The following is a 25,919-nucleotide window of genomic DNA, read 5'->3' as shown; positions in this document are numbered from 1 at the left end:
GACCAGAACAAAGAGGAGAAGTAATGGCCAGCAACGAGGCCCAGCTGCGTAGGACCCGGAACATCGGGATCATGGCGCACATCGACGCCGGCAAGACCACCACGACCGAGCGCATCCTCTTCTACACCGGTATCACGTACAAGATCGGTGAGGTCCACGACGGCGCGGCCACGATGGACTGGATGGAGCAGGAGCAGGAGCGCGGCATCACCATCACGTCGGCCGCGACGAAGTGCTCGTGGAACGACCACGACATCAACATCATCGACACCCCCGGTCACGTCGACTTCACCGTCGAGGTGGAGCGGTCCCTACGGGTGCTCGATGGTGCGGTCGCGGTCTACGACGGTGTCGCCGGCGTCGAGCCGCAGACCGAGCAGGTGTGGCGTCAGGCCGAGAAGTACGGCGTTCCGCGCATGTGCTTCGTCAACAAGCTCGACCGCACGGGTGCCGACTTCTTCCGCTGCGTCGACATGATGGTGGAGCGGCTGGCAGCCAACCCGCTGGTGCTCCAGCTGCCGATCGGCGCCGAGGCCGACTTCATCGGTGTCGTCGACCTGGTCCAGATGCGTGCCCTCACGTGGCGCGGCGAGACGAAGATGGGCGAGGACTACGCGGTCGAGGAGATCCCGGCCGAGCTGGCCGACCAGGCCGCGGAGTACCGCGAGAAGCTGCTCGAGAACATCGCGGACTTCGACGACTCGCTGATGGAGGACTACCTCGGTGGCGAGGAGATCGCGGTCGACCGGCTGAAGGCAGCCATCCGCAAGGCCACCATCGGCGGTCAGGTCAACCCGGTCCTCACCGGCACCGCGTTCAAGAACAAGGGCGTGCAGCCCTTGCTCGACGCTGTCGTCGACTACCTGCCCAGCCCGCTGGACATCGAGGCGATCGTCGGCACCGCCCTGGACGGCGAGACCGAGGTCCTGCGGCACGCCGACGAGGACGAGCCCTTCTCGGCGCTGGCCTTCAAGATCCAGACCGACCAGCACCTGGGCAAGCTCACCTACGTCCGCGTCTACTCCGGCCGGCTCGACGCCGGGTCCGCGGTGCTCAACAGCACCAAGGACCGCAAGGAGCGGATCGGCAAGATCTACCAGATGCACGCGAACAAGCGCGAAGAGCGCGCGGGCGTGGGCGCCGGTCAGATCGTGGCGGTCAACGGGCTCAAGCAGACGACGACGGGTGACACGCTCTGCGACCCGCAGAAGCCGGTGATCCTCGAGTCGATGACCTTCCCCGCTCCGGTCATCTCGGTCGCCATCGAGCCGAAGACCAAGAGCGACCAGGAGAAGCTCGGCACCGCGATCCAGAAGCTCGCCGAGGAGGACCCGACCTTCCAGGTAAAGCTGGACGAGGAGACCGGGCAGACCGTCATCTCCGGCATGGGTGAGCTCCACCTGGAGATCCTGGTGGACCGCATGCGCCGCGAGTTCAACGTCGAGGCCAACGTCGGCAAGCCGCAGGTGGCCTACCGCGAGACGATCCGCAAGGCCGTCGAGCGGTACGACTACACGCACAAGAAGCAGACGGGTGGCTCCGGGCAGTTCGCGAAGGTCCAGATCGCGATCGAGCCGCTCGAGATGAGTGCCGACTCGGCGACCTACGAGTTCGAGAACAAGGTCACCGGCGGCCGCATCCCGAAGGAGTACATCCCTTCGGTCGACCAGGGCATGCAGGACGCCATGCAGTACGGCGTGCTGGCCGGCTACCCCATGGTGGGCGTCAAGGCGAGCCTGCTCGACGGCCAGTACCACGAGGTCGACTCCTCGGAGATGGCCTTCAAGATCGCCGGTTCGATCGCCTTCAAGGAGGCGGCGCGCAAGGCCAGCCCGGCCCTGCTCGAGCCGCTCATGGCGGTCGAGGTCACGACGCCCGAGGACAACATGGGCGACGTCATCGGCGACCTGAACTCCCGCCGCGGGATCATCCAGGCGATGGAGGAGCGCTCCGGCGCCCGCGTCGTCCGAGCCCTGGTGCCGCTGTCGGAGATGTTCGGCTACGTGGGCGACCTGCGCAGCCGCACCCAGGGACGGGCGAGCTACTCGATGGTCTTCGACTCGTACGCCGAGGTCCCGGCCAACGTCGCCAAGGAGATCATCGCGAAGGTGACGGGCGAGTAGCAGTCGAAGAACCGGAATGCGGGCCCACCGTCCGCGTTCCACGAGCAGAGCCCCACCCCAGAGCACGCACCACCTGCGTAACCACGAGGAGAGGAACCCAGTGGCCAAGGCCAAGTTCGAGCGGACCAAGCCGCACGTCAACATCGGCACCATCGGGCACATCGACCACGGCAAGACGACGCTGACCGCGGCGATTACCAAGGTCCTGCACGACAAGTACCCGAACCTCAACGAGGCCTCGGCGTTCGACCAGATCGACAAGGCGCCCGAGGAGAAGGCTCGCGGCATCACGATCTCGATCGCACACGTCGAGTACCAGACCGAGAACCGGCACTACGCGCACGTCGACTGCCCCGGGCACGCCGACTACATCAAGAACATGATCACCGGTGCGGCCCAGATGGACGGCGCCATCCTCGTCGTGGCCGCCACCGACGGCCCGATGCCGCAGACCAAGGAGCACGTCCTCCTGGCCCGCCAGGTCGGCGTCCCCTACATCGTCGTGGCGCTGAACAAGGCCGACATGGTCGACGACGAGGAGATCCTGGAGCTCGTCGAGCTCGAGGTCCGCGAGCTGCTCTCCGAGTACGAGTTCCCGGGTGACGACGTCCCCGTGGTCCGAGTGTCGGCGCTGAAGGCGCTCGAGGGCGACGCCGAGTGGGGCAACAAGCTCATGGAGCTCATGGACGCCGTCGACTCGGCCATCCCCGAGCCGGAGCGCGAGATCGACAAGCCGTTCCTCATGCCCGTCGAGGACGTCTTCACGATCACCGGTCGTGGCACCGTCGTCACGGGTCGCGTCGAGCGCGGCATCGTCAAGGTCTCCGAGGAGATCGAGATCGTCGGCATCCGCGAGGGGTCGACGAAGACGACCGTCACCGGCGTCGAGATGTTCCGCAAGCTGCTCGATCAGGGTCAGGCCGGCGACAACGTGGGTCTGCTCCTCCGCGGGATCAAGCGCGAGGACGTGGAGCGCGGCCAGGTCGTCGTGAAGCCCGGTTCGATCACCCCGCACACCAACTTCGAGGGTTCGGTCTACATCCTCTCGAAGGACGAGGGTGGCCGTCACACGCCGTTCTTCAACAACTACCGTCCCCAGTTCTACTTCCGGACGACGGACGTGACCGGCGTCGTGACCCTGCCGGCCGGCACCGAGATGGTCATGCCGGGCGACAACACCGAGATGACGGTGGAGCTCATCCAGCCCATCGCCATGGAGGAGGGCCTGCGCTTCGCCATCCGTGAGGGTGGCCGTACCGTCGGCGCCGGGCGCGTCACGAAGATCCTCAAGTAACACCCTGACGGGCGGCGGCCGGGGACCGGCCGCCGCTCGTCTGCGGTGCCCGGGCCCACCCGCCCGGAGCCGCGCCCACGGGTCAGCAGACCCTCGTGAACTTTTACAACCGATCGGCAGGAGCGAGAACAGGCGATGGCGGGACAGAAGATCCGCATCCGGCTGAAGGCCTATGACCACGAGGCCATCGACGCCTCGGCGCGGCGCATCGTGGAGACGGTGACGAAGACCGGAGCGCGCGTCGTCGGCCCGGTGCCGCTGCCGACCGAGAAGAACGTCTATGCCGTGATCCGGTCTCCGCACAAGTACAAGGACTCTTTCGAGCACTTCGAGATGCGGACCCACAAGCGGCTCATCGACATCCTCGACCCGACGCCGAAGACGGTCGACGCGCTCATGCGCATCGACCTGCCGGCCTCGGTCGACGTCAACATTCAGTAAGGGCAGTCAGCAGACATGGCGAGCACATTTCGCGGTCTCCTCGGCGAGAAGCTGGGGATGACCCAGGTTTTCGACGAGAACAACCGTCTCGTGCCGGTGACCGTCGTCAAGGCGGGCCCGTGTGTGGTGACCCAGGTGCGCACCCCCGAAGTCGACGGCTACTCCGCCGTCCAGCTCGGTTTCGGTGAGATCGACCCGCGCAAGGTGAACCGTCCCGAGGGCGGGCACTTCACCAAGGCGGGCGTGACGCCGCGGCGGCACCTGGTGGAACTGCGCACCGAGGACGCCGGCAACTACACGGTCGGCCAGGAGCTGACCACCGAGGTCTTCGACGGCGTGGCCAAGGTCGACGTCATCGGCACCAGCAAGGGCAAGGGCACCGCGGGTGTCATGAAGCGTCACGGCTTCAAGGGGCTGGGCGCCGGCCACGGCACCCACCGCAAGCACCGTGCCCCCGGCTCCATCGGTGGCGCGTCCACGCCCGGCCGGGTGTTCAAGGGCCTCCGCATGGCCGGCCGCATGGGCGCGGTCAAGACCACGACCCTCTCGCTCAACGTCCACAAGGTGGACGCCGAGCGGGGCCTGCTGCTGATCAAGGGCGCCATCCCCGGCCCGAAGGGCGGCCTCGTGCTGGTCCGTTCGGCCGTCAAGGGTGGGCCCGTGGGGAGTGACGACAAGTGACAGCTTCTACGAGTGCAGGGTCCACCGAGACGCGTACCGACCGCCAGGTCGACGTGCGCACCCCGGCGGGGGAGACCTCCGGCAGCGTCACGCTCCCCGGTGAGCTCTTCGACGCCAACGCCAACGTCTCGCTCATGCACCAGGTCGTCGTGGCCCAGCTGGCCGCGGCCCGCCAGGGCACGCACGCGACCAAGACGCGGGCCCAGGTCCGCGGTGGTGGCGTGAAGCCGTACCGGCAGAAGGGCACCGGGCGGGCCCGTCAGGGCTCGATCCGCGCGCCGCAGTTCACCGGCGGTGGCACCGTGCACGGCCCGCAGCCGCGGGACTACACCCAGCGGACCCCGAAGAAGATGAAGGCCGCCGCGCTACGCGGTGCCCTGTCCGACCGGGCTCGCGAGGGTCGGGTGCACGTGGTCTCGGCGTTCGTGGACGGCGATGCCCCGAAGACCAAGGCCGCCCTCGCCACGCTGAACGCGGTGACGCAGGCCAAGCGGGTCCTGATCGTCCTCGACCGGGACGACGTGCTCAACTGGGTCAGCCTGCGCAACGTGCCCGAGGTCCACCTCATCGAGGCCGGCCAGCTCAACACCTACGACGTGCTGGTGTCCGACGAGGTCATCTTCACCGAGGCCGCGCTGGCCGAGTTCGTGGCCGGGCCGGTCAAGGGCAAGCGCTCGGGCACCGACCTGCCGGACCTCGCCACCCACGAGATCGCCGGTGGCGTCCCGTCCATCGCCCCCGCCGCCGGTGAGGGCACCGTCGAAGAGACCACCGAGGAGAAGGCATGAGCGTCCGCGACCCCCGGGACGTCCTGCTCGCCCCGGTGATCTCCGAGAAGAGCTACGGCCTGCTCGACGGCAACCAGTACACGTTCATCGTGCGGCCGGATGCCAACAAGACGCAGATCAAGATCGCGGTCGAGCAGATCTTCAACGTGAAGGTCCTCGGCGTGAACACGATCAACCGCCAGGGGAAGCGCAAGCGCAGCCGCGGCACGCAGATGGGCAAGCGCAAGGACACCAAGCGCGCCATCGTCTCCGTGGCTGCCGGCGACCGCATCGAGATCTTCGGGGGCCCGGGCGCCTGAGCGGCTGGGCAGCCGGCCCACCCCTCCACCCGGATCCACGGACCAGAGATAGAAGACAGGGACTGAGTCAGCAATGGCTATCCGCAAGTACAAGCCGACGACGCCGGGCCGACGCGGCTCCAGCGTCGCCGACTTCGCCGAGGTCACCCGCGACCACCCCGAGAAGTCGCTGGTCCGGCCGCTGCACGGTCGTGGCGGGCGCAACGTGCACGGAAAGGTCACCGCTCGTCACCAGGGCGGTGGTCACAAGCGCGCGTACCGGGTGATCGACTTCCGTCGCGCCGACAAGGACGGCGTGCCGGCCAAGGTCGCGCACATCGAGTACGACCCCAACCGCACGTCGCGGATCGCGCTCCTGCACTACGCCGACGGCGAGAAGCGCTACATCATCGCGCCGGCCCGGCTCAAGCAGGGCGACACGGTCGAGTGCGGCCCCGCGGCCGACATCAAGCCGGGCAACAACCTGCCGCTGCGGAACATCCCCGTCGGTACGGTCGTTCACGCCATCGAGCTCCGTCCAGGTGGCGGCGCGAAGATCGCCCGCTCCGCGGGCACGAGCGTCCAGCTCGTCGCCCGTGAGGGCCGGTTCGCCCAGCTGCGCATGCCGTCGGGCGAGATCCGCAACGTCGACGTGCGCTGCCGCGCCACGGTCGGCGAGGTGGGCAACGCCGAGCAGTCGAACATCAACTGGGGGAAGGCCGGCCGTATGCGGTGGAAGGGCAAGCGCCCGACCGTCCGCGGTGTCGCGATGAACCCGGTCGACCACCCGCACGGTGGTGGTGAGGGCAAGACCTCCGGTGGTCGCCACCCGGTGAACCCGAAGGGCAAGCCGGAGGGCCGGACGCGCAAGCGGAAGGCCAGTGACGCCCTGATCGTGCGCCGCCGGCGCACCAACAAGAAGCGCTGAGCGGGTAGAGGAGTCCGACAGACATGCCACGCAGCCTGAAGAAGGGCCCGTTCGTCGACGACCACCTGCTCAAGAAGGTGGACGCTCAGAACGAAAAGGGCACCAAGAACGTGATCCGTACCTGGTCACGCCGCTCGACGATCATCCCGGACATGCTGGGTCACACCCTCGCGGTGCACGACGGCCGCAAGCACGTCCCGGTGTTCGTCACCGAGGCGATGGTCGGGCACAAGCTCGGGGAGTTCGCGCCCACGCGCACCTTCCGCGGGCACATCAAGGACGACCGCCGCTCGCGGCGGGGCTGACCAGGTAGAGAGAGATTCAGATGACTTCCCAGTTGGGACAGGAGGCGCCGGTCGCTCGGGCTACGGCCCGCTTCGTCCGCGTGACCCCCATGAAGGCCCGCCGGGTGGTGGATCTCATCCGCTACCTGCCGACCGACGAGGCCCTGGCGCTGCTGCGGTTCGCTCCGCAGTCGGCCAGCGAGCCGGTCGCCAAGGTCGTCGCCAGCGCGGTGGCCAACGCCGAGCACAACCTGCAGCTGGACCCGGCTGCACTGGTGGTCAGCGCGGCCTACGTCGACGAGGGCCCCACGCTCAAGCGGATCCGTCCGCGGGCCCAGGGCCGGGCGTTCCGCATCAACAAGCGGACCAGCCACATCACCGTCGAGGTGAGCGAGGTCGCCAGCAGCGCCGAGCTCGCGCAGAAGTCGCGGAAGGCGCGTCGGGACACCGGCCAGTCCGGCCCGGCCACCCAGCAGACGAACAACACGAGGGGAGGGACCCGCTAGTGGGTCAGAAGGTCAACCCGCACGGGTTCCGACTCGGGATCACCACCGACTACAAGTCCCGGTGGTACGCGGACAAGCTGTACAAGGACTACGTCAAGGAAGACGTCGCGATCCGCAAGCTCATGTCCAAGGGCATGGAGCGGGCCGGCATCTCCAAGGTGGAGATCGAGCGCACCCGTGACCGGGTCCGCGTCGACATCCACACCGCCCGGCCGGGTATCGTCATCGGCCGTCGCGGTGCCGAGGCCGACCGCATCCGCGGGGAGCTGGAGAAGCTCACCGGCAAGCAGGTGCAGCTGAACATCCTCGAGGTCAAGAACCCCGAGTCCGATGCGCAACTGGTCGCCCAGGGCGTCGCGGAGCAGCTGTCCAGCCGCGTCAGCTTCCGTCGTGCCATGCGCAAGGCGATGCAGTCGGCCCAGCGGAGTCCGCAGGTCAAGGGCATCCGGGTGCAGTGCTCGGGTCGCCTGGGTGGCACGGAGATGAGCCGGTCGGAGTTCTACCGCGAGGGCCGTGTGCCGCTGCACACGCTTCGCGCGAACATCGACTACGGCATCTACGAGGCTCGCACGACCTTCGGCCGCATCGGCGTCAAGGTGTGGATCTACAAGGGTGACGTCAGCGGCTCGCGCGCCGAGCGTGCGGCCCTCGAGGCTCTCGCCGACCGCCAGCAGCGTCGTGAGCGGGCCCAGCGTCCGCAGCGCCGTTCGGGCTCCTCCGGCACCACCGCCGGCGGGACCGAGGCCGGTCGCGCTGCCCAGTCCACGACCGGGCCGGTCGCCGGCACCGCGGCCGCCGAGAGCACCGTGGCGCAGACCTCCGGCGAGGTTGCGCCCGAGCAGACCGTCGCCGAGGCCGTGGGCCCCCGGGCCACCGCGGCCGCGGAGACCGTGGCTTCGAACCCGCCCGTCCAGAACGCCACCACGAACGAGCAGGGGAGCTGACCGTGCTGATTCCCAGGCGCGTCAAGCACCGCAAGCAGCACCACCCGAGCCGGTCCGGCCGGGCCAAGGGCGGGACCGAGATCAACTTCGGCGAGTACGCCATCCAGGCGCTCGAGCCGGCGTACGTCACCAACCGGCAGATCGAGTCCGCGCGTATCGCCATGACCCGGCACATCAAGCGTGGCGGAAAGGTGTGGATCTCCATCTACCCCGACCGTCCGCTGACCAAGAAGCCGGCCGAGACCCGCATGGGTTCCGGTAAGGGTTCCCCCGAGTGGTGGGTGGCCAACGTCAAGCCCGGCCGCGTGCTGTTCGAGCTGTCCGGTGTCGCCGAGCCCGTGGCCCGCGAGGCCATGCGCCGTGCAATCCACAAGCTGCCGATGAAGTGCCGCTTCATCACGCGTGAAGGAGAAGTGTGATGGCCGCTGGTCTGACCGCTCCCGAGCTGCGCGAGCTCTCTGCTGACGAGCTCGCCTCGCGGCTGCGCGAGTCGAAGGAAGAACTGTTCAACCTGCGGTTCCAGGTGGCCACCGGCCAGCTGGACAACAACCGGCGACTGCAGACCGTCCGCCGCGACATCGCCCGGATCTACACGATCATGCGCGAGCGCGAGCTGGGTCTCTCGGTCGCCCCGAGTGAGGGTGTGGCATGAGCGAGACCCAGACGTCGGCCACCGGCCCCGGCCTGGTCGGCCGGGGCTACCGGAAGGTCCGCGAGGGCCTGGTCGTCAGCGACAAGATGGAGAAGACCATCGTCGTCGAGGTCGAGGACCGCGTGAAGCACGGTCTCTACGGCAAGGTCATCCGCCGGACGAGCAAGCTGAAGGCCCACGACGAGCAGGGGGTCGCCGGGATCGGTGACCGCGTGCAGATCATGGAGACCCGGCCGACGTCCGCCACCAAGCGGTGGCGGCTGGTCGAGGTCCTGGAGAAGGCGAAGTAGCGAAGGCCTCGTGCCCGCCCCCGGCTCTCCGGGGCTGCGGCGGGTAGGAGTACCCTGAACGACTGGCGCGCACCCTGGGCGCGCGCCACATCCCGGTCTCCGCAGTCCGACGCACCGGCGGCTTCCGCCGCCGGTGCGTCGGCACGCGGGTTCCGGACAGCCGGTTCACCGTTCCGGCCCGGCTGTCACCACAAGATTTGGGAGTAGGACGTGATCCAGCAGGAGTCGCGGCTGCGAGTCGCCGACAACACCGGTGCGAAGGAGATCCTCTGCATCCGGGTGCTCGGCGGTTCCGGGCGACGCTACGCGGGCATCGGCGACGTCATCGTCGGCACCGTCAAGGACGCGCTGCCGGGTGCCGGCGTCAAGAAGGGCGACGTGGTCAAGGCCGTCGTCGTCCGCACGGTGAAGGAGCGCCGTCGTCCCGACGGTTCCTACATCCGCTTCGACGAGAACGCCGCGGTGATCATCCGTGACAGCGGTGACCCGCGCGGCACGCGCATCTTCGGGCCGGTCGGCCGGGAGCTCCGCGACAAGCGCTTCATGCGGATCATCTCGCTCGCCCCGGAGGTGTTGTGATCATGGCTGCCAGTGCGCAGAGCGGGAAGACCCCGTCGATGAAGGTCAAGAAGGGCGACACCGTCCTCGTGCTCTCCGGTAAGGACAAGGGCGCGAAGGGCCGTGTCATCGCCGCCTACCCCAAGCTCCAGAAGGTGCTCGTGGAGGGCGTCGGACGGGTGAAGAAGCACACCCGCATCAGCTCGACGCAGCGCGGCGCCCAGCAGGGCGGGATCGTCACGCAGGAGGCGCCCATCCACGTGAGCAACGTGATGGTGATCGACTCCGAGGACAAGCCGACCCGGGTCGGCTACCGCAAGGACGAGGAAGGCCGCAACATCCGGGTTTCGCGGCGCACCGGTAAGGACCTCTGACCCTCATGAGCGCACCCACCCGTGAGCTGCCCCGCATGCTCGCCAACTACCGCGAGACGATCGCGCCGGCGCTGCAGCGCGAGTTCGGCTACGAGAACGTCATGCAGATCCCGCGGCTGACCAAGATCGTCGTCAACATGGGCGTCGGCGAGGCGACCCGTGACGCGAAGCTGATGGACGGCGCGGTCCGCGACCTCACCGCCATCACCGGTCAGAAGCCGGCCGTCGTCCGGGCCCGCAAGTCCATCGCCCAGTTCAAGCTGCGCGAGGGCATGCCGATCGGCGCGAAGGTCACCCTCCGCGGCGACCGGATGTGGGAGTTCCTGGACCGGCTGCTGTCGCTGGCCCTGCCCCGTATCCGCGACTTCCGGGGCCTGAACCCCAAGCAGTTCGACGGCCACGGCAACTACACGTTCGGCCTGAACGAGCAGTCGATGTTCCGCGAGATCGACGTCGACAAGATCGACCGGCAGCGCGGCATGGACATCACGCTGGTCACCACCGCCACGAACGACGACGAGGGCCGCGAGCTGCTCCGCCAGCTCGGCTTCCCTTTCGCCGGCCAGCCCGTCGTGACCACCATCCGCTGAGCCGGTAGGAGACAACCATGGCCAAGAAGGCTCTGATCAACAAGGCGGCCCGCAAGCCGAAGTTCGCGGTCCGTGGCTACACCCGCTGCCAGCGGTGCGGCCGCCCGCACGCTGTCTTCCGCAAGTTCGGCCTGTGCCGGATCTGCCTCCGGGAGATGGCCCACGCCGGGGAGCTCCCCGGCGTCCGCAAGTCCAGCTGGTGAAGTAAGAGGACCCCGTCCTCCCCACCCTTCGCACACTCAGGGCGGGACCCGGGACGGGGCCACGGAGTGGCCTGCAGCCGGGCCGGTCCATCAAGTCACCAGCCGCTCCATCCCCTCACCAACGCACCACCGATCGCCGAGAGGCCCACGCGCCAAGTCCGGGATGACCCGACGCATGAGGAACCGCGGCGAGAGAGGCACCACTACGCCATGACCATGACCGACCCGATCGCAGACATGCTCACGCGTCTGCGGAACGCCAACCAGGCGTACCACGACTCCGCGGTTATGCCGTCGTCGAAGCTCAAGACGCACATCGCCGAGATCCTCCAGCAGGAGGGCTACATCGCCGGCTGGCGCGTCGACGACACCGACAAGGACGGCAACCCGTTCAAGCAGCTGGTCATCGACCTGAAGTACGGCCCCAACCGCGAGCGGAGCATCGCTGGGGTGCGCCGGGTCTCCAAGCCCGGCCTGCGGGTGTACGCGAAGTCCACCGCACTGCCCAAGGTGCTCGGCGGTCTCGGCGTGGCGATCATCTCGACCTCGACCGGGCTGCTGACCGACAAGCAGGCGAACAAGAAGGGCGTGGGCGGGGAAGTCCTCGCCTACGTCTGGTAAGAGGAGCGAGCGAAGATGTCACGGATCGGACGACTCCCGATCGCCGTGCCCAGTGGTGTGGACGTCACGATCGACGGCCAGATGGTCAGCGTGAAGGGACCCAAGGGTTCCTTGAGCCACACCGTCGCGGCACCGATCACCGTCGAGCGCGACGAGGACGGCACGCTGCGGGTGCAGCGCCCCAACGACGAGCGTCAGAACCGCGCCCTGCACGGGCTCTCGCGGACTCTGATCGCCAACATGATCACCGGCGTGACCGAGGGATACACCAAGACCCTCGAGATCGTCGGTGTCGGTTACCGCGTCCAGGCGCGCGGCTCGGACCTCGAGTTCGCCCTGGGCTTCAGCCACCCCGTTCCGGTGAAGGCCCCCGAGGGGATCGCCTTCGCGGTCGAGTCGCCCACCCGCCTGCGGGTCAGCGGCATCGACAAGCAGCTGGTCGGCGAGGTGGCGGCCAAGATCCGCAAGATCCGCAAGCCGGACCCGTACAAGGGCAAGGGCGTGCGGTACCAGGGCGAGGTCGTCAAGCGCAAGGTCGGGAAGACGGGTAAGTGATGGCTCAGGCAGCAACTCCCACGAACGGGAAGACCGCCGGCGGACACAAGCCCGTCGGCACCGACATCAGCACGGCGCGGCGCGTTTCGCGGCTCCGCCGTCACAACCGGCTGCGCAAGCGGGTCTCCGGCACGCCGGAGCGTCCGCGCCTGGTGGTCAAGCGCAGCTCGCGGCACATCCACGTGCAGGTGGTCGACGACACCGTCGGCCGCACCGTGGTGAACGCGTCCACCATGGACGCCGGCCTGCGCGGCGCCGAGGGCGACAAGTCCGCCCTGGCCCGTCAGGTGGGTGCGCTGGTGGCCGAACGCGCAAAAGCCGCCGGCATCACGTCGGTCGTCTTCGACCGCGGTGGCAACCGTTACGCCGGGCGGATCGCCGCCCTGGCCGACGGTGCCCGCGAGGGTGGGCTGGACTTCTGATGATCTCCCACCCCACCAGCAGCAGCGAGCAGATCGAGAGGGACGTCTGATGCCAGGACCACAGCGACGCGGCGGCGGCGCCGGCGGCGGTAACGACCGCCGTGACCGCCGTGACGGCGGGCGGGGCCCCGGAGGCGCTCCCGCCGAGAAGAGCAACTACATCGAGCGCGTGGTGGCCATCAACCGCGTGTCCAAGGTCGTCAAGGGCGGTCGGCGCTTCAGCTTCACCGCCCTGGTGATCGTGGGCGACGGCGACGGCACCGTGGGCGTCGGTTACGGCAAGGCCAAGGAGGTGCCCGCGGCCATCGCCAAGGGCGTCGAGGAGGCCAAGAAGCGCTTCTACAAGGTGCCGCGCATCGCCAGCACCATCCCGCACCCGGTGCAGGGTGAGGCGGCCGCCGGTGTCGTGCTGCTGAAGCCGGCCAGCCCCGGTACCGGTGTCATCGCCGGTGGCCCGGTCCGTGCCGTGCTGGAGTGCGCCGGGATCCACGACGTGCTCTCCAAGAGCCTCGGCTCGTCGAACCCGATCAACATCGTGCACGCCACGATGCAGGCGCTGGAGGACCTCGTCCGCCCCGAGGAGATCGCGGCCCGCCGCGGCCTGCCCCTCGAGGACGTCGCCCCGGCCGCCATGCTCCGTGCCCGTGCGGGTCAGGGGATCTGAGATGGCGCAGCTGAAGGTCACCCAGGTCAAGTCCGCGATCGGCACCAAGCCCAACCAGCGCCAGACGCTGCGCTCGCTGGGCCTGAAGAAGATCAACGACTCGGTCGTTCAGGAGGACCGTCCCGAGATCCGCGGGATGGTCGCGACGGTGCCGCATCTCGTGCGCGTCGAAGAAGTCTGAGGAAAGACTCGCTATGACTCTGAAGGTTCACCACCTGCGTCCGGCCCCCGGTGCCCACACCCGCAAGACCCGTGTGGGTCGCGGTGAGGGTTCGAAGGGCAAGACCGCCGGGCGCGGCACCAAGGGCACCGGCGCGCGGGGCACCGTCTCCGCGCGGTTCGAGGGTGGGCAGACCCCGCTGAACATGCGGCTGCCCAAGCTCTCGGGCTTCAAGAACAACAACAAGGTCGTCTTCCAGGTCGTCAACCTCGACCGGATCGCGTCCCTGTTCCCGCAGGGCGGACCGGTCAACCCGGACACCCTGGCCGAGGCCGGCGCCGTGCGGCGCGGTCAGCCGGTCAAGGTGCTCGGCACCGGTGAGCTGGGCGGCGTCAAGGTCGACGTCCACGCGCACGCCTTCTCCGCGTCCGCGGCCGAGAAGATCACCGCGGCCGGAGGCAGCACGACCCGCGTCTGACGCCGGCGACCCCCGCGGGCGCGCATCGCGCCCGCGGGGGTCGTCTGCTGCCCGGTGCCGCCATGGCCCGCCTGCAGGGCCTCGCCGCGAGCTTGCGAGTGGCGGGGAGCAGGGGGGTCCTTCTTCATTGCTAACCTCACTCGACCGATCAGGGGAGGGCACGTGCTGCAGGCGTTCGCCGCGGCGTTCCGGACGCCAGACCTCCGGCGCAAGCTGCTGTTCTCCCTGGCGATCATCGCCGTCTACCGGCTGGGTGCCGCCGTCCCGGGGCCTGGCGTCTCGGTGGAGGCGATCAACAGCTGCCTCGAGCAGGCACAGGCGTCCGACCAGCGCGACATCTACTCGCTGGTGAACCTGTTCTCCGGCGGCGCGCTGCTGCGGTTGAGCGTGTTCGCGCTGGGGATCATGCCGTACATCACGGCGAGCATCATCGTGCAGCTGCTGGTGGTGGTCATCCCACGGTTCGAGCAGCTGAAGAAGGAAGGGCAGTCGGGTCAGGCCAAGCTGACCCAGTACACCCGGTACCTCACCATCGCGCTCGCCGTCCTGCAGAGCACCGGCATCATCGCCCTGGCGCGCAGCGGTCAGCTGTTCCCGAACTGCAGCGCGTCGATCATCCCCTCGCAGTCGGTCTGGACGACGGTGGTCCTGGTGGTCGCGCTGACCGCCGGCACCGCGCTGATCATGTGGCTCGGTGAGCTGCTCACCGAGAAGGGGATCGGCAACGGCATGTCCGTGCTGATCTTCACCTCGATCGCGGCCCGCATCCCCGCCGAGGGCGGCTCGATCCTGCAGACCCGCGGCGGCATCGTCTTCGCCGTCGTCTGCGCCTTCGCCGTCGTGATCATCGGCACGGTCGTGTACGTGGAGCAGGCGCAGCGCCGGATCCCCGTCCAGTACGCCAAGCGCATGGTCGGCCGCCGGATGTACGGCGGTACCTCCACCTACCTGCCGCTGAAGGTGAACCAGGCCGGTGTCATCCCGGTCATCTTCGCGTCGTCGCTGCTGTACCTGCCGCAGCTGATCATCCAGCTGCAGGGCAGCGAGACCGGCGGAGTCCGCCAGTTCTTCGAGAGCTACATCATCGACCAGAGCAGCCCGGTCCACATCGCGGTGTTCTTCGGTCTGATCGTGTTCTTCACGTACTTCTACGTGTCGATCACGTTCAACCCCGAGGAGCGGGCCGACGACATGAAGCGGTACGGCGGTTTCATCCCGGGCATCCGGCCCGGGCGGCCGACCGCGGAGTACCTGCAGTACGTGCTGTCGCGGATCACCCTGCCCGGGTCGATCTACCTGGGCCTGGTCGCCGTCCTGCCGAACTTCTTCCTGGCCGTGACGCAGCCGGGGCAGAACCAGAACTTCCCCTTCGGCGGGGTCGCAGTCCTGATCATGGTCGGAGTGGGGTTGGAGACGGTGAAGCAGATCGAGACGCAGCTCAACCAGCGCAACTACGAAGGGTTCCTGAAGTAGTGCGCGTCGTCCTCCTGGGCCCTCCCGGAGCGGGCAAGGGCACCCAGGCGCAGATCATCGCCGGCGAGCTGGGCGTGCCCGCGATCTCGACGGGAGACATCTTCCGGGCGAACGTGAGCGGCCAGACCGAGCTCGGCAAGCAGGTAAAGACCTACCTGGATGCCGGCAACCTCGTCCCCGACGAGATCACCGTCGCGATGGTCAAGGACCGGCTGGCCGAACCGGACGCCAAGGCAGGGTTCCTGCTGGACGGCTTCCCGCGCAGCATTCCGCAGGCCGAACAGCTCCGGGAGTCGCTCGGCGAGCTCGGGCACGCGCTGGACCGGGTCCTCGAGCTCGTCGTCGACGAGGAGGAGCTGGTCCGCCGGCTCTCCGGGCGGCGGATGATCGTCGACGGCCAGGAGGTGCAGCGCGACGACGACAAGCCCGAGACCGTCCGGCACCGGCTCGCGGTGTACCGGGAACAGACGGCCCCGCTCTCCAGCTTCTACGAGGAGGATGGCCTGCTGGCCCGGATCGACGCGATCGGTGCGGTCGAGGAGGTCACTGCCCGCGCGCTGCGCGCGCTGGGTGTCGACGGGGACGGCGAGGCCGGGCAGCCGGCCACCGACTGACGCCGGCCTCCGGGCCCGGTGAAGGAGCAGCGCGGCAGATGACGACAGGAATCCTCGGTCGCATCCCGCTGCTGGCGAAGTGGAGTGGACGCATGATCCAGATCAAGACCGCGCACGAGATCGAGCTCATGCGTGCCTCGGGGCTGATCACGGCCGGGGCGCTCAAGGCCGTCAAGGCCGCCGTCGCGCCCGGGGTCAGCACCGGTGAGCTCGACGCCGTGGCGGAGGACTACATCCGCTCGCGCGGCGCCGTGCCCAACTTCCTGGGTTACCACGGCTTCACCGGGACGATCTGCGCGTCGATCAACGAGGAGATCGTCCACGGCATCCCGAACCCGGAGCGCCGGCTGGCAGCGGGCGACAACATCTCGATCGACTGCGGCGCGATCCTCGACGGCTGGCACAGCGACTCCGCCGTCACCGTCACGGTGGGGGAGCCCTCGGCCGGGGACGCCGCGCTGCTGGAGGTGACCGAGCGCTCGATGTGGGCCGGGCTGGCCCGGGCCGTCGCGGGCGGCCGGCTGACCGACATCAGCCACGCCGTCGAGGAGATCATCACCGCGGAGTCGCACAGGTACGGGATCGTCGACAACTACGGCGGCCACGGCATCGGCACGGAGATGCACCAGGACCCGCACGTCCTGAACTACGGGCGGCCAGGCAGGGGCCCGAAGCTGGTCCCCGGGCTTGTGCTGGCCATCGAGCCGATGGTGACGGTCGGCGACCCCGCGACCGTCGAGCTCGAGGACGGGTGGACCGTGGTCACGAAGGACGGATCCCGGGCCGCGCACTTCGAGCACTCGGTGGCGATCACGCCGGAGGGCCCGTGGGTCCTCACGGCCGAGGACGGTGGCGTGGCGGGGCTCGCTCCGTTCGGCATCACCCCGCGCACCTAGGGCGCTCACGCGCCGAGCGTGGCCCAGCCCTCATCGGGGGCGGGTTGGTGACGCGTGGGGCAGCGGGGTACGATCTTCTGTGGCGCTAGCGCCGTTCCTCCGTCGTGCTGTGGCCGCATGACCGGGAACGCCCTCTGCGAGAGCGTCAGCACCACCTGTTCTGCAATCTCCGCGTGCATCCAGCCGGGTACCGGCGTGGGCGCACGAGGATCCAGTACCACCGAGTCAGGGAGCGCGTGTAGGGCATGGCGAAGAAGGACGGGGCCATCGAGGTCGAGGGTCGCGTCGTCGAGCCGCTGCCCAATGCGATGTTCCGGGTCGAGCTGCAGAACGGGCACCGGGTGCTCGCCCACATCAGCGGCAAGATGCGGCAGCACTACATCCGCATCCTGCCCGAGGACCGCGTGGTCGTGGAGCTCTCGCCCTACGACCTGACGCGCGGTCGCATCGTCTACCGCTACAAGTGACCGTCCGGTCCGGGCAGCACGCCCGGATCCCGGCACATCGATCTGAGGAATGAGGGGCGGCACCGGTGAAGGTCCAGCCGTCGGTGAAGACAATCTGCGACAAGTGCAAGGTGATCCGCCGGCACGGCCGGGTCATGGTCATCTGCGACAACGCCCGGCACAAGCAGCGCCAGGGCTGAGGGAGTACCGGAACATGGCACGACTGGCCGGCGTCGACCTGCCCCGCGAGAAGCGGATGGAGATCGCGCTCACCTACATCTACGGCATCGGCAAGCACCACGCCAAGGAGACCCTGGCCGCGACGGGCGTCAGCCCGGACCTGCGAGCCAAGGACCTCAGTGACGAGGACCTGCTGAAGCTGCGTGACTACATCGACGAGCACTTCCGCGTCGAAGGTGACCTCCGTCGCGAGGTCGCCGGCGACATCCGCCGGAAGATCGAGATCGGTTGCTACCAGGGCCTGCGGCACCGCCGCGGTCTCCCGGTGCACGGTCAGCGCACCAAGACCAACGCGCGCTCGAGCAAGGGCCCGCGCAAGACCATCGCGGGCAAGAAGAAGGCTCGCTGACCCAGCACGTCGACGTGCTGTCACAGCGACCCGTGAGGGCGGGAGTGACGGTGCGAGACGTGTGCTGCTCTTCAGCAGCACCCCCAGGCCACAGCAACTGAAGGAAACCGGAGAGACATGCCTCCCAGGGCTCGCACCGCGGCAGGTGCCAAGAAGGTCCGCCGCAAGGAGAAGAAGAACGTCGCCCACGGCGCCGCGCACATCAAGAGCACGTTCAACAACACGATCGTGTCGATCACCGATCCGAACGGGAACGTGATCAGCTGGGCTTCCGCCGGCCACGTCGGCTTCAAGGGCTCGCGCAAGTCCACGCCGTTCGCGGCGCAGATGGCTGCCGAGAACGCCGCGCGCAAGGCGCAGGAGCACGGCATGCGCAAGGTCGACGTCTTCGTGAAGGGCCCTGGTTCCGGTCGCGAGACGGCCATCCGCTCCCTGCAGGCCACCGGCCTCGAGGTCGGGCAGATCCAGGACGTGACGCCGCAGCCGCACAACGGCTGCCGGCCCAAGAAGCGCCGCCGGGTCTGACCGGTCACTGACGAGACGAAACAGGAGTATTTGACGTGGCCCGTTACACCGGAGCCGATTGCCGCCTCTGCAGGCGCGAGAAGATGAAGCTGTTCCTCAAGGGCAGCAAGTGCGAGTCCGCGAAGTGCCCGATCGAGATCCGGCCCTACCCGCCGGGCGAGCACGGCCGCGGCCGCACCAAGGACAGCGAGTACCTGCTCCAGCTGCGCGAGAAGCAGAAGGCCCGCCGCATCTACGGCGTGCTGGAGAAGCAGTTCCGCGGGTACTACGAAGAGGCCAACCGCAAGACCGGCAAGACCGGCGAGGTCCTGCTCCAGATCCTGGAGTCGCGGCTGGACAACGTGGTCTACCGGGCCGGCTTCGCCGAATCCCGCGACATGGCCCGCCAGCTGGTGCGCCACGGCCACATCCGGGTGAACGGCCGCAAGGTCGACATCCCGTCCTACCGGGTGGGCGAGAACGACATCGTCGAGGTCGCGGAGAAGTCGCGCACCATGCTGCCGTTCGAGATCGCCCAGGCCCGCGCCGGCGAGCGCCCCGTGCCGCCGTGGCTGGAGGTCATCAGCAGCCAGCTGCGCGTGCTCGTGCACACCATCCCGGCCCGTCAGGTGATCGACACCCCGGTCCAGGAACAGCTGATCGTCGAGCTGTACTCGAAGTAGGCCCCACAGCACCACCGGCTCCGGCGGGCGGACAGATGCCCGCCGGAGCCAGCACCATCCCTCACGGCGTCATATGGCGGGTGCCGGAGGACCTGAAGGAGAAGCAATGCTCATCGCACAGCGCCCGACGCTGACCGAGGAGACCATCTCGGAGCAGCGCTCGCGGTTCATCATCGAGCCGCTCGAGCCGGGTTTCGGCTACACCCTCGGCAACTCCCTGCGGCGGACCCTGCTGTCCTCCATCCCGGGTGCCGCGGTCACCAGCATCCGCATCGAGGGCACCCTGCACGAGTTCACCACCGTGCCGGGGGTGAAGGAGGACGTCACCGAGATCATCCTCAACCTCAAGGGTCTCGTGGTCAGCTCCGACTCCGACGAGCCGGTGACCATGTACCTGCGCAAGCAGGGCCCCGGTGAGGTGACCGCCGCGGACATCGCTCCGCCGGCCGGTGTCGAGGTGCACAACCCGGAGCTGCACATCGCCACGCTGAACGGGAAGGGCCGGCTCGAGATCGAGCTCGTCGTCGAGCGGGGCCGGGGCTACGTGCCCGCGCCGCAGAACAAGCAGCCCGGCCAGGAGATCGGCCGGATTCCCGTGGACTCGATCTACTCGCCGGTCCTGAAGGTCACCTACGCCGTCGAGGCGACCCGCGTCGAGCAGCGCACCGACTTCGACCGTCTGGTCGTCGACGTCGAGAGCAAGCCGTCGATCGCCCCGCGGGACGCCATCGCCTCGGCGGGGTCGACCCTGGTCGAGCTGTTCGGCCTGCTGCGCGAGCTCAACATCGAGGCCGAGGGCATCGAGGTCGGGCCGAGCCCGGCCGAGGCCGCCGACATCGCCAACTTCTCGATGCCGATCGAGGACATGGACCTCACCGTCCGGTCCTACAACTGCCTCAAGCGCGAGGGCGTGCACACCGTCGGTGAGCTCGTCACCCGTTCCGAGGCCGACCTGCTGGACATCCGGAACTTCGGGGCCAAGTCCATCGACGAGGTCAAGATGAAGCTGGCGGCCATGGGCCTGGCCCTCAAGGACAGCCCGCCCGGGTTCATCCCCACGTCGATCGAGAGCTACGACGAGGGCTACGAGACCGACGCGTACCAGGGCACCGGCGAGTACGCCGCCGGCTACGACCAGGCGCAGTACGACGAGGGCTCCTACCAGGAGACCGAGCAGCTCTGAGCGGCGCGGGCCGGGCGGCCACCCCGCCGTCCGGCCCGGCCCCGGGGCGCGCCACACTGGCGCCACGAGCAGTGCAGCACCACCGCAGTACGGACGACAGCAGCATCACGGATGCAGCCGGCAGAGAGCGCCCGGCCGCCTGAGGAAGGACCGACATGCCCACCCCCACCAAGGGCCCCCGTCTCGGCGGGTCCCCCGCGCACGAGCGGTTGATGCTGGCGAACCTGGCCACCTCGCTGTTCGAGCACGGGCGGATCACCACCACCGAGACCAAGGCGAAGCGCCTGCGTCCCCTGGCCGAGAAGCTGGTGACGTTCGCCAAGCGCGGTGACCTCCACGCTCGTCGTCAGGTCATGACGACCATCCGTGACAAGGACGTCGTCCACACCCTCTTCGCCGAGATCGGTCCTCGCTACGAGAACCGTCCCGGTGGCTACACCCGGATCACCAAGGTGGGCCCCCGCAAGGGCGACAACGCCCCCATGGCGGTCATCGAGCTCGTCGAGGCCCTGACCGTCGGGCAGCAGGCCGTCGGCGAGGCCGAGCGAGCGCGCGGCACGAAGTTCGCCGCGGGGGCTGGTGCCGCCTCCGCCGCCGGTGAGGTCGCCGCCGACACCGCCGAGCCGGCCACCGTCGAGCCGAGCGACTCCGCCGACTCGGTCGACAGTGCCGACTCGGTCGACAGTGCCGACTCGGTCGACAGTGCCGACTCGGACAGCGCTGACTCCGCGGACACCCCGGACGAGGTCGTCGCCGAGGCGCCGGCCGCCGACGACGAGGGCACGGACGCACGATGAGCAACCCCGAGAACGTCGCCGGTGCGGGCGCGGCCGGCGTGTCCGCCGGTGGCGGCGACCAGGGAGCCACGTTCGAGGGTGAGGTCACCGGGCCTGGCGGGGACACCTCGCCGGCCGTGGTCGAGTCGTCGCCCACCCACCCGAGCGTCACCGACGAGGCGCAGGAGGTCGTGACCGACCTCTTCAACCCCGACGGCGACCGTCAGGACGACGGCGAGGTCACCCCTCAGCCGGAGCGGCAGAACGCCGCGATCGTCGAGGACCCCGCGCTGTCGCCGGAGCTCGCGAGCGCCGCAGCGGCCGAGGTCGAGGCCGCCGAGCTCGGTGACGCCGCGACCGCCGGCCGGCAGTACCAGGGCGGCGACGCCGCGCCCGACCCGCAGTGACACTCGAGAACGCGATCGCCCGCTGACCGCCGAGCGCGACATGGATGAGCCCGCCACCGACACCGGTGGCGGGCTCATCCGTCTTCGCATGGACGTGCAGTACAACGGCACGGGCTTCCACGGCTGGGCCCGTCAGCCGGCGGTGCGCACCGTGCAGGCCGCGCTCGAGCAAGGCCTGTCGACCGTGCTGCGCGGCGACGTGGAGCTGACCGTCGCCGGCCGCACCGACGCCGGCGTGCACGCGACCGGCCAGGTGGTGCACGTGGACGTGCCCGCCATGGTCTGGGCGGAGCAGGGCCCCAAGCTCCTCCGCCGGCTCCGCGGGGTGCTGCCGCCCGACATCGCCGTCCGGGCCGTGACGGAGGCCCACCCGGCGTTCGACGCGCGGTTCGGCGCGCTGGCCCGCCACTACGTCTACCGGCTCACCGACGACCCAGCGGGTCCATCCCCGCTGCGCCGGGCCGACACGGCCGCCTGGCCCCGGCGCCTCGACGCAGCCGCCATGGACCTCGCGGCCGCGCTGCTGCTCGGTCAGAACGACTTCGCGGCCTACTGCCGGCGGCGGGAAGGCGCGACGACGATCCGGACGCTGCTGCGGCTGACGGCGGCACGGCACCTGGAGGACGACGGCTCGCAGACGGTTCGGATCGATGCGTCGGCGGACGCGTTCTGCCATTCGATGGTGCGCAGCCTCGTCGGCGGGCTGATCGCCGTCGGAGAAGGACGTCGGCCGCTGGACTGGCCGGCGAGCCTGCTCTCCCGCACCGAGCGGTCCAGCGAGGTGCCGGTTGCGCCGGCGCACGGCCTGACCCTGGTCGCGGTGGACTATCCCCCCGACGCCGATCTCGCCGCCCGCACCGAGGTCACCCGCGCCCGGCGGGCCTGACGGGCCGGCCGTCGAACAGCCGGTCCAGCAGACCGGGCATCCCGCTCACGGCACGGACGCGACCGCCTCGGCCACGGGCGTCTTCCCGGCGACGAGTTCGACGACGGCGCCCTCCCGCGGCGAGTCCAGGAACGCGAGCAGCACCGCGGCCACGTCGTCGCGGGGGATCTCGCCGCGCTCGACGTGCCGGTCGAGCGTGACCCGCCCGGTCCCCTCATCGTCGGTGAGGCCGCCCGGCCGCAGCACCGTCACCGCGAGGCCCGGACGGGCCAGCAGGTCCTGCTCCGCGGCCAGCTTCGCCCGCAGGTAGGCGGTGAAGACCTCGTCGACGCCCTCGGGTGAGGCCCCGTCGGCGACCAGGTCGGCGCCCATGGAGGAGACGAGGAGGTAGCTGCGGACCCCGGCCCGCTCGGCTGCGTCGGCGAGCAGGACGGCCGCGCCGCGGTCGACGGTGTCCTTGCGGGCGGCGCCGCTGCCCGGCCCCGCGCCCGCGGCGAACACCACGGCGTCGGCCCCGGACGCGACGTCGGCGACCTGGTCGACCGCGGCGGACTCCAGGTCGAGGACCACCGGCGTGACGCCGTCGGCTTCCAGATCGGCCCGGTGGTCGGGATTGCGGACGAGGCCGAGGACGGTGTCGCCGCGGTCGGACAGCAGACGGCCGAGGCGGCGGGCGACCTGCCCGTGGGCGCCGGCGAGGACGATGCGCATGGACCGGCCCTACCCGGGAGTGCGGGTGGCTACCTCCCGGGCCCGGGCGAGCTCCTCGGCGGTGTCGCAGTCGAGCCACGGCGGCGCCTCGCCCGGTGCCACCGGGGGCTGGTACCGGTCGATCGCGAGGTCGGACAGCGCCCGGAAAAGGGCCGTTGGGCCGGCCGGGTCGCCCACGGCGCGGCGCAGGGCCGCGGACCGCCAGACACCGAGGAGGACCTGATCGCGGCCGGTGTCGTCGACGACGAGGACGCCGTCCCGGTGCAGCCGCCGGCGGAGCTCCCCGATGAGCGACCCGGTGACGAACGGCAGGTCGCCGGCCAGGACGGCGACGACGTCGGTCTGCACGGCGGCCAGCCCGGCCCGGAGTGCGGACACCGGGCCGCCGCCGGGCGGGTCCTCCCGGGTGCGGATCACCCCGGCCGGCACGTCCTGCGGCGGGCCGACGACCACCCGGGAGGTGGCGTCGGCGACGGCGGCCAGCGCAGCCGCGAGCAGCGTACGGTCCCCGACCCGGAGCTGCGGTTTGTGCTGGCCGCCGAGCCGAGCGGCCCGGCCGCCGGCCAGTACCACGGCCCCGTACGGGGGGAGCTGCTCCATGGCAGCACCGTAGGCCGACGGACCTGGGTACCGTCCACGCCGTGGGACGAGTCACCAGCCGCACCCCGGTGCTGCGCATCCGAGGTCAGCAGCGCACCACCCGGCCGGATGCGGTGGCTGCGGAGGAGCCGCTGGAGATCCGGCTGAACGGCACGTCGCTGGCGGTCACCATGCGCACGCCGGGGGACGACTTCGACCTGGTGCACGGTTTCCTCGCCACCGAGGGCGTGATCGGCGGTCCCGGCGACGTGGCGGGGCTGCGCTACTGCGACTCGGTCGATGTCGAGGGCAGGAACACCTACAACGTCGTCGACGTCGACCTCGCCGCCGGCGTTCCCGTGCCGGACACCGGCCTGGAGCGGAACTTCTACACGTCCAGCTCGTGCGGGGTGTGCGGAAAGGCGAGCATCGACGCGATCCGGACCAAGACCGCCTTCGACGTCGCCGCCGACACCGTGCGGCTGCCGCTCGAGGTGCTGCTCGTGCTGCCGGAGCGGCTGCGGGCGGAGCAGCAGGTGTTCGCCAAGACCGGCGGCCTGCACGCGGCCGGCCTGTTCGCGTCCGACGGCCGGCTGGTGGCGCTGCGAGAAGACGTCGGCCGGCACAACGCCGTGGACAAGGTCATCGGGGACGGCGTGCGACAGGGGCGGCTGCCCCTGGCCGGGCACGTGCTGATGGTGAGCGGACGGGCCAGCTTCGAGCTGACCCAGAAGGCGGCGATGGCCGGCATCCCGGTGCTGGCCGCGGTCTCCGCGCCGTCGTCCCTCGCCGTGGAGCTGGCCCGCGAGGTCGGCATCACCCTGATCGGATTCCTCCGTGGCGACGGCTGCAACGTCTACACCCACCAGGACCGCCTCGTCCTGCCCGAGCAGTAGCGCTGCCTACCTGTGCGGTGCGGTGACGGGCCGCTCGATCGGCTGGTCGACGTGCCCCCGCTTGCGCGCAGCGCTCCCTGCCGGAAGGGTCGTTGCCCGACCGCCGCCGACGCACGTCGTGACGGCGTGCGTCGCAGGCCCAGGAGTCGGCCGCAACCGTTGGAGGTGCACGATGGAGACGCTGCTCGTGGTCGGACTGGGCGTCCTGGTTGTGCTCCTGATCGCGGCCAGGTACACGCTGATCACCAGGTTCGCGCGGAAGAAGAGGGATTCCTGACCTGGCCGGGCAGTGGCCGTGTTCCTGGTTCCGGGTTCCGGGACCTCAGTGATCGCCGCCGCGGAGCTGGCTGACCACGTGGGGGAACAGCGGACCGAGGACGGCGAGGCCGTCCTGCACGCCGCCGGTGGAGCCGGGCAGGTTGACGATCAGCGTGCGGCCGGCCGTCCCGGCCAGACCACGGGAGAGCACCGCTGTCGGTACCCCGTTCTCGGCGCCGTAGCGACGGACCGCCTCGGCGATGCCCGGCGCCTCCCTCTCCAGGACGGCGCGGGTCGCCTCGGGGGTCACGTCGGTGGGAGTGAGGCCCGTTCCGCCGGTGGTGAGCACGACGTCGGCGCCTGACTCCACGGCCTCTCGCAGGACGGCGGTCAGCGCCTCGACGTCGTCGGGCCGGACGTGCGGACCCTCGACGGCGAACCGGAGCTCCCGCAGCCCGGTGGCGAGCGCCTGACCGCTGCGGTCCTCGTAGACGCCCGCTGCGGCACGGTTGGAGGCGGTGACCACGACGGCGCGTGCGCCGTCCGGCAGGGAAGCGCTCACCGGGTCCACTCCCCGTTCTTGCCGCCGCTCTTGCGCAGCAGCCGGACGTCGGTGATCGCCGCGCGCGGGTCCACCGCCTTGACCATGTCGATCAGGGTCAGCCCGGCCACCGCGACCGAGGTGAGCGCCTCCATCTCCACACCCGTCCGGTCGGCGGTGCGCGCGGTGGCGGTGATCTCGACGGCGTCGTCGGCGACCTCGATGTCGACGGTGACGCCGTGCAGCGCGATCGGGTGGCACAGCGGCACGAGGTCCGGCGTCCGCTTGGCCCCGGCGATGCCGGCGATGCGGGCCACGGCGACCGCGTCGCCCTTGGGCACGCCCTTCCCGCGCAGCAGGTCGACCACCTCGGCGCTGACCAGCACCCGCCCCCCGGCGGTGGCCTCCCGTGCGGTGACCTCCTTGGCGCTCACGTCGACCATCCGCGCGGCGCCGCTCTCGTCGACGTGGGTGAACCGGGGGTCTGTCACTGTGTCCTCCGGTTCGTCTCCGCCATCGCTGGCGCTCCTCGCTCGCCCCGTCACAGGTCGCCTCCGCGGTCGCTCCGCTCCTCACTCGCCGGCGTTCGCTCGATGCTCACTCGCTGTCGGCTCCGGCGCTCGCTGCGATGGTCGCTCAGGCG

At 69.8% G+C, this 25,919-nt stretch carries 40 protein-coding genes; 36 read left to right on the top strand and 4 right to left on the bottom strand.

Annotation, left to right across the window (positions count from 1 at the left end):
• The first annotated feature begins 23 nt into the window (after positions 1–23).
• From fusA to truA, 35 genes are all read left to right on the top strand, one after another.
• Positions 24–2,123, top strand: a complete 2,100-nt coding sequence (gene fusA / locus QOZ86_RS07255; protein WP_284491285.1) for an elongation factor G — start codon at positions 24–26, stop codon at positions 2,121–2,123.
• A 100-nt stretch (positions 2,124–2,223) separates the two neighbouring features.
• On the top strand, positions 2,224–3,417 hold the full coding sequence (gene tuf / locus QOZ86_RS07250; protein ID WP_089336459.1) for an elongation factor Tu: 1,194 nt from the start codon (positions 2,224–2,226) through the stop codon (positions 3,415–3,417).
• A 135-nt stretch (positions 3,418–3,552) separates the two neighbouring features.
• A complete protein-coding gene (gene rpsJ, locus QOZ86_RS07245; RefSeq protein WP_014377994.1) occupies positions 3,553–3,858 on the top strand; it encodes a 30S ribosomal protein S10 in 306 nt (101 codons plus the stop codon).
• 15 nt (positions 3,859–3,873) lie between these two features.
• Positions 3,874–4,539 (top strand): 50S ribosomal protein L3, encoded by a 666-nt coding sequence (gene rplC, locus QOZ86_RS07240; RefSeq protein WP_284491284.1) that lies wholly within the window; start codon positions 3,874–3,876, stop codon positions 4,537–4,539.
• Positions 4,536–5,327, top strand: a complete 792-nt coding sequence (rplD, locus tag QOZ86_RS07235) for a 50S ribosomal protein L4 (protein ID WP_284491283.1) — start codon at positions 4,536–4,538, stop codon at positions 5,325–5,327. The genes rplC and rplD overlap by 4 nt, the downstream gene beginning before the upstream one ends.
• Positions 5,324–5,626, top strand: coding sequence for a 50S ribosomal protein L23 (gene rplW, locus QOZ86_RS07230; RefSeq protein ID WP_284491282.1), 303 nt, complete (start codon positions 5,324–5,326; stop codon positions 5,624–5,626). The genes rplD and rplW overlap by 4 nt, the downstream gene beginning before the upstream one ends.
• Positions 5,627–5,699: 73 nt before the next feature.
• Positions 5,700–6,533, top strand: a complete 834-nt coding sequence (gene rplB, locus QOZ86_RS07225; protein ID WP_284491281.1) for a 50S ribosomal protein L2 — start codon at positions 5,700–5,702, stop codon at positions 6,531–6,533.
• Between the two features lie 23 nt (positions 6,534–6,556).
• A complete protein-coding gene (gene rpsS / locus QOZ86_RS07220; protein ID WP_029340037.1) occupies positions 6,557–6,838 on the top strand; it encodes a 30S ribosomal protein S19 in 282 nt (93 codons plus the stop codon).
• Positions 6,839–6,858: 20 nt separating this feature from the next.
• On the top strand, positions 6,859–7,323 hold the full coding sequence (gene rplV, locus QOZ86_RS07215) for a 50S ribosomal protein L22 (protein ID WP_431521203.1): 465 nt from the start codon (positions 6,859–6,861) through the stop codon (positions 7,321–7,323).
• The gene (rpsC, locus tag QOZ86_RS07210) at positions 7,323–8,267 is read left to right on the top strand and encodes a 30S ribosomal protein S3 (protein ID WP_348637951.1); all 945 of its coding nucleotides are present in this window, start codon (positions 7,323–7,325) and stop codon (positions 8,265–8,267) included. The genes rplV and rpsC overlap by 1 nt, the downstream gene beginning before the upstream one ends.
• A 2-nt stretch (positions 8,268–8,269) precedes the next feature.
• Positions 8,270–8,686: a 50S ribosomal protein L16 gene (gene rplP, locus QOZ86_RS07205; protein ID WP_040338546.1), complete on the top strand. Its 417-nt coding sequence runs from the start codon at positions 8,270–8,272 to the stop codon at positions 8,684–8,686.
• Positions 8,686–8,919 (top strand): 50S ribosomal protein L29, encoded by a 234-nt coding sequence (gene rpmC, locus QOZ86_RS07200; protein ID WP_014377985.1) that lies wholly within the window; start codon positions 8,686–8,688, stop codon positions 8,917–8,919. The genes rplP and rpmC overlap by 1 nt, the downstream gene beginning before the upstream one ends.
• Positions 8,916–9,209 (top strand): 30S ribosomal protein S17, encoded by a 294-nt coding sequence (rpsQ, locus tag QOZ86_RS07195; RefSeq protein WP_284491280.1) that lies wholly within the window; start codon positions 8,916–8,918, stop codon positions 9,207–9,209. The genes rpmC and rpsQ overlap by 4 nt, the downstream gene beginning before the upstream one ends.
• Before the next feature lie 210 nt (positions 9,210–9,419).
• Positions 9,420–9,788, top strand: coding sequence for a 50S ribosomal protein L14 (rplN, locus tag QOZ86_RS07190; protein WP_091929103.1), 369 nt, complete (start codon positions 9,420–9,422; stop codon positions 9,786–9,788).
• A 2-nt stretch (positions 9,789–9,790) separates the two neighbouring features.
• Positions 9,791–10,141 carry a 50S ribosomal protein L24 gene (gene rplX / locus QOZ86_RS07185; RefSeq protein ID WP_431521202.1) on the top strand — a complete coding sequence of 117 codons (351 nt, stop codon included), beginning with the start codon at positions 9,791–9,793 and terminating at the stop codon, positions 10,139–10,141.
• 5 nt (positions 10,142–10,146) lie between these two features.
• Positions 10,147–10,731 carry a 50S ribosomal protein L5 gene (gene rplE / locus QOZ86_RS07180; RefSeq protein ID WP_431521201.1) on the top strand — a complete coding sequence of 195 codons (585 nt, stop codon included), beginning with the start codon at positions 10,147–10,149 and terminating at the stop codon, positions 10,729–10,731.
• Positions 10,732–10,748: 17 nt separating this feature from the next.
• Positions 10,749–10,934 (top strand): type Z 30S ribosomal protein S14, encoded by a 186-nt coding sequence (locus QOZ86_RS07175; RefSeq protein ID WP_014377980.1) that lies wholly within the window; start codon positions 10,749–10,751, stop codon positions 10,932–10,934.
• Between the two features lie 216 nt (positions 10,935–11,150).
• On the top strand, positions 11,151–11,555 hold the full coding sequence (rpsH, locus tag QOZ86_RS07170; RefSeq protein WP_431521200.1) for a 30S ribosomal protein S8: 405 nt from the start codon (positions 11,151–11,153) through the stop codon (positions 11,553–11,555).
• 15 nt (positions 11,556–11,570) lie between these two features.
• On the top strand, positions 11,571–12,110 hold the full coding sequence (rplF, locus tag QOZ86_RS07165; RefSeq protein WP_284491278.1) for a 50S ribosomal protein L6: 540 nt from the start codon (positions 11,571–11,573) through the stop codon (positions 12,108–12,110).
• On the top strand, positions 12,110–12,532 hold the full coding sequence (gene rplR, locus QOZ86_RS07160; protein WP_284491277.1) for a 50S ribosomal protein L18: 423 nt from the start codon (positions 12,110–12,112) through the stop codon (positions 12,530–12,532). The genes rplF and rplR overlap by 1 nt, the downstream gene beginning before the upstream one ends.
• 49 nt (positions 12,533–12,581) lie before the next feature.
• Positions 12,582–13,196 (top strand): 30S ribosomal protein S5, encoded by a 615-nt coding sequence (gene rpsE, locus QOZ86_RS07155; protein ID WP_284491276.1) that lies wholly within the window; start codon positions 12,582–12,584, stop codon positions 13,194–13,196.
• 1 nt (position 13,197) lies between these two features.
• Positions 13,198–13,377 (top strand): 50S ribosomal protein L30, encoded by a 180-nt coding sequence (gene rpmD, locus QOZ86_RS07150; protein ID WP_284491275.1) that lies wholly within the window; start codon positions 13,198–13,200, stop codon positions 13,375–13,377.
• A gap of 13 nt (positions 13,378–13,390) precedes the next feature.
• On the top strand, positions 13,391–13,834 hold the full coding sequence (rplO, locus tag QOZ86_RS07145; protein ID WP_284491274.1) for a 50S ribosomal protein L15: 444 nt from the start codon (positions 13,391–13,393) through the stop codon (positions 13,832–13,834).
• A gap of 162 nt (positions 13,835–13,996) precedes the next feature.
• Positions 13,997–15,307 (top strand): preprotein translocase subunit SecY, encoded by a 1,311-nt coding sequence (secY, locus tag QOZ86_RS07140; RefSeq protein WP_284491273.1) that lies wholly within the window; start codon positions 13,997–13,999, stop codon positions 15,305–15,307.
• Complete coding sequence (locus tag QOZ86_RS07135) at positions 15,307–15,921, top strand: adenylate kinase (RefSeq protein ID WP_284491272.1); 615 nt, start codon at positions 15,307–15,309, stop codon at positions 15,919–15,921. The genes secY and QOZ86_RS07135 overlap by 1 nt, the downstream gene beginning before the upstream one ends.
• Before the next feature lie 38 nt (positions 15,922–15,959).
• Entirely contained in the window at positions 15,960–16,817 is an 858-nt protein-coding gene (gene map, locus QOZ86_RS07130) for a type I methionyl aminopeptidase (protein ID WP_284491271.1), read from the top strand.
• Positions 16,818–17,062: 245 nt separating this feature from the next.
• Positions 17,063–17,284, top strand: coding sequence for a translation initiation factor IF-1 (infA, locus tag QOZ86_RS07125; protein WP_012950459.1), 222 nt, complete (start codon positions 17,063–17,065; stop codon positions 17,282–17,284).
• 65 nt (positions 17,285–17,349) lie between these two features.
• Positions 17,350–17,463 (top strand): 50S ribosomal protein L36, encoded by a 114-nt coding sequence (gene rpmJ, locus QOZ86_RS07120; protein WP_104527728.1) that lies wholly within the window; start codon positions 17,350–17,352, stop codon positions 17,461–17,463.
• Between the two features lie 14 nt (positions 17,464–17,477).
• Complete coding sequence (rpsM, locus tag QOZ86_RS07115) at positions 17,478–17,852, top strand: 30S ribosomal protein S13 (RefSeq protein WP_284491270.1); 375 nt, start codon at positions 17,478–17,480, stop codon at positions 17,850–17,852.
• Between the two features lie 117 nt (positions 17,853–17,969).
• Positions 17,970–18,377, top strand: a complete 408-nt coding sequence (rpsK, locus tag QOZ86_RS07110) for a 30S ribosomal protein S11 (protein ID WP_026857037.1) — start codon at positions 17,970–17,972, stop codon at positions 18,375–18,377.
• A gap of 35 nt (positions 18,378–18,412) precedes the next feature.
• On the top strand, positions 18,413–19,039 hold the full coding sequence (gene rpsD / locus QOZ86_RS07105; protein WP_284491269.1) for a 30S ribosomal protein S4: 627 nt from the start codon (positions 18,413–18,415) through the stop codon (positions 19,037–19,039).
• A gap of 106 nt (positions 19,040–19,145) precedes the next feature.
• On the top strand, positions 19,146–20,222 hold the full coding sequence (locus tag QOZ86_RS07100; RefSeq protein ID WP_284491268.1) for a DNA-directed RNA polymerase subunit alpha: 1,077 nt from the start codon (positions 19,146–19,148) through the stop codon (positions 20,220–20,222).
• Positions 20,223–20,377: 155 nt separating this feature from the next.
• A complete protein-coding gene (rplQ, locus tag QOZ86_RS07095; RefSeq protein WP_284491267.1) occupies positions 20,378–21,019 on the top strand; it encodes a 50S ribosomal protein L17 in 642 nt (213 codons plus the stop codon).
• Positions 21,016–21,405 carry a hypothetical protein gene (locus QOZ86_RS07090; protein ID WP_284491266.1) on the top strand — a complete coding sequence of 130 codons (390 nt, stop codon included), beginning with the start codon at positions 21,016–21,018 and terminating at the stop codon, positions 21,403–21,405. Before rplQ ends, QOZ86_RS07090 begins: the two co-directional genes overlap by 4 nt.
• Before the next feature lie 40 nt (positions 21,406–21,445).
• On the top strand, positions 21,446–22,291 hold the full coding sequence (gene truA, locus QOZ86_RS07085; protein WP_284491265.1) for a tRNA pseudouridine(38-40) synthase TruA: 846 nt from the start codon (positions 21,446–21,448) through the stop codon (positions 22,289–22,291).
• A gap of 45 nt (positions 22,292–22,336) precedes the next feature.
• On the opposite strand, the gene QOZ86_RS07080 is transcribed toward truA, so the two are convergent.
• Together QOZ86_RS07080 and mobA are read right to left on the bottom strand one after the other, a co-directional pair.
• Entirely contained in the window at positions 22,337–23,002 is a 666-nt protein-coding gene (locus QOZ86_RS07080) for an SDR family oxidoreductase (protein WP_284491264.1), read from the bottom strand.
• Positions 23,003–23,011: 9 nt separating this feature from the next.
• Complete coding sequence (mobA, locus tag QOZ86_RS07075; protein WP_284491263.1) at positions 23,012–23,602, bottom strand: molybdenum cofactor guanylyltransferase; 591 nt, start codon at positions 23,600–23,602, stop codon at positions 23,012–23,014.
• Positions 23,603–23,643: 41 nt separating this feature from the next.
• On the opposite strand from mobA, the gene fdhD reads away from it, so the two are divergent.
• On the top strand, positions 23,644–24,477 hold the full coding sequence (gene fdhD, locus QOZ86_RS07070) for a formate dehydrogenase accessory sulfurtransferase FdhD (RefSeq protein ID WP_284491262.1): 834 nt from the start codon (positions 23,644–23,646) through the stop codon (positions 24,475–24,477).
• Between the two features lie 322 nt (positions 24,478–24,799).
• Here the strand turns inward: fdhD and QOZ86_RS07065 are convergent, their stop codons facing one another.
• Entirely contained in the window at positions 24,800–25,297 is a 498-nt protein-coding gene (locus QOZ86_RS07065) for a MogA/MoaB family molybdenum cofactor biosynthesis protein (protein ID WP_284491261.1), read from the bottom strand.
• Positions 25,294–25,767 (bottom strand): cyclic pyranopterin monophosphate synthase MoaC, encoded by a 474-nt coding sequence (gene moaC, locus QOZ86_RS07060; RefSeq protein WP_284491260.1) that lies wholly within the window; start codon positions 25,765–25,767, stop codon positions 25,294–25,296. Before moaC ends, QOZ86_RS07065 begins: the two co-directional genes overlap by 4 nt.
• Positions 25,768–25,919: the final 152 nt, after the last annotated feature.

The sequence above is a fragment of the Blastococcus capsensis genome, from assembly GCF_030165005.1.
Taxonomy (GTDB): Bacteria; Actinomycetota; Actinomycetes; order Mycobacteriales; family Geodermatophilaceae; genus Blastococcus; species Blastococcus capsensis.
The sequence above is the reverse complement of the archived record's forward strand: the minus strand, read 5'-3'. Positions and strand labels throughout refer to the sequence as shown.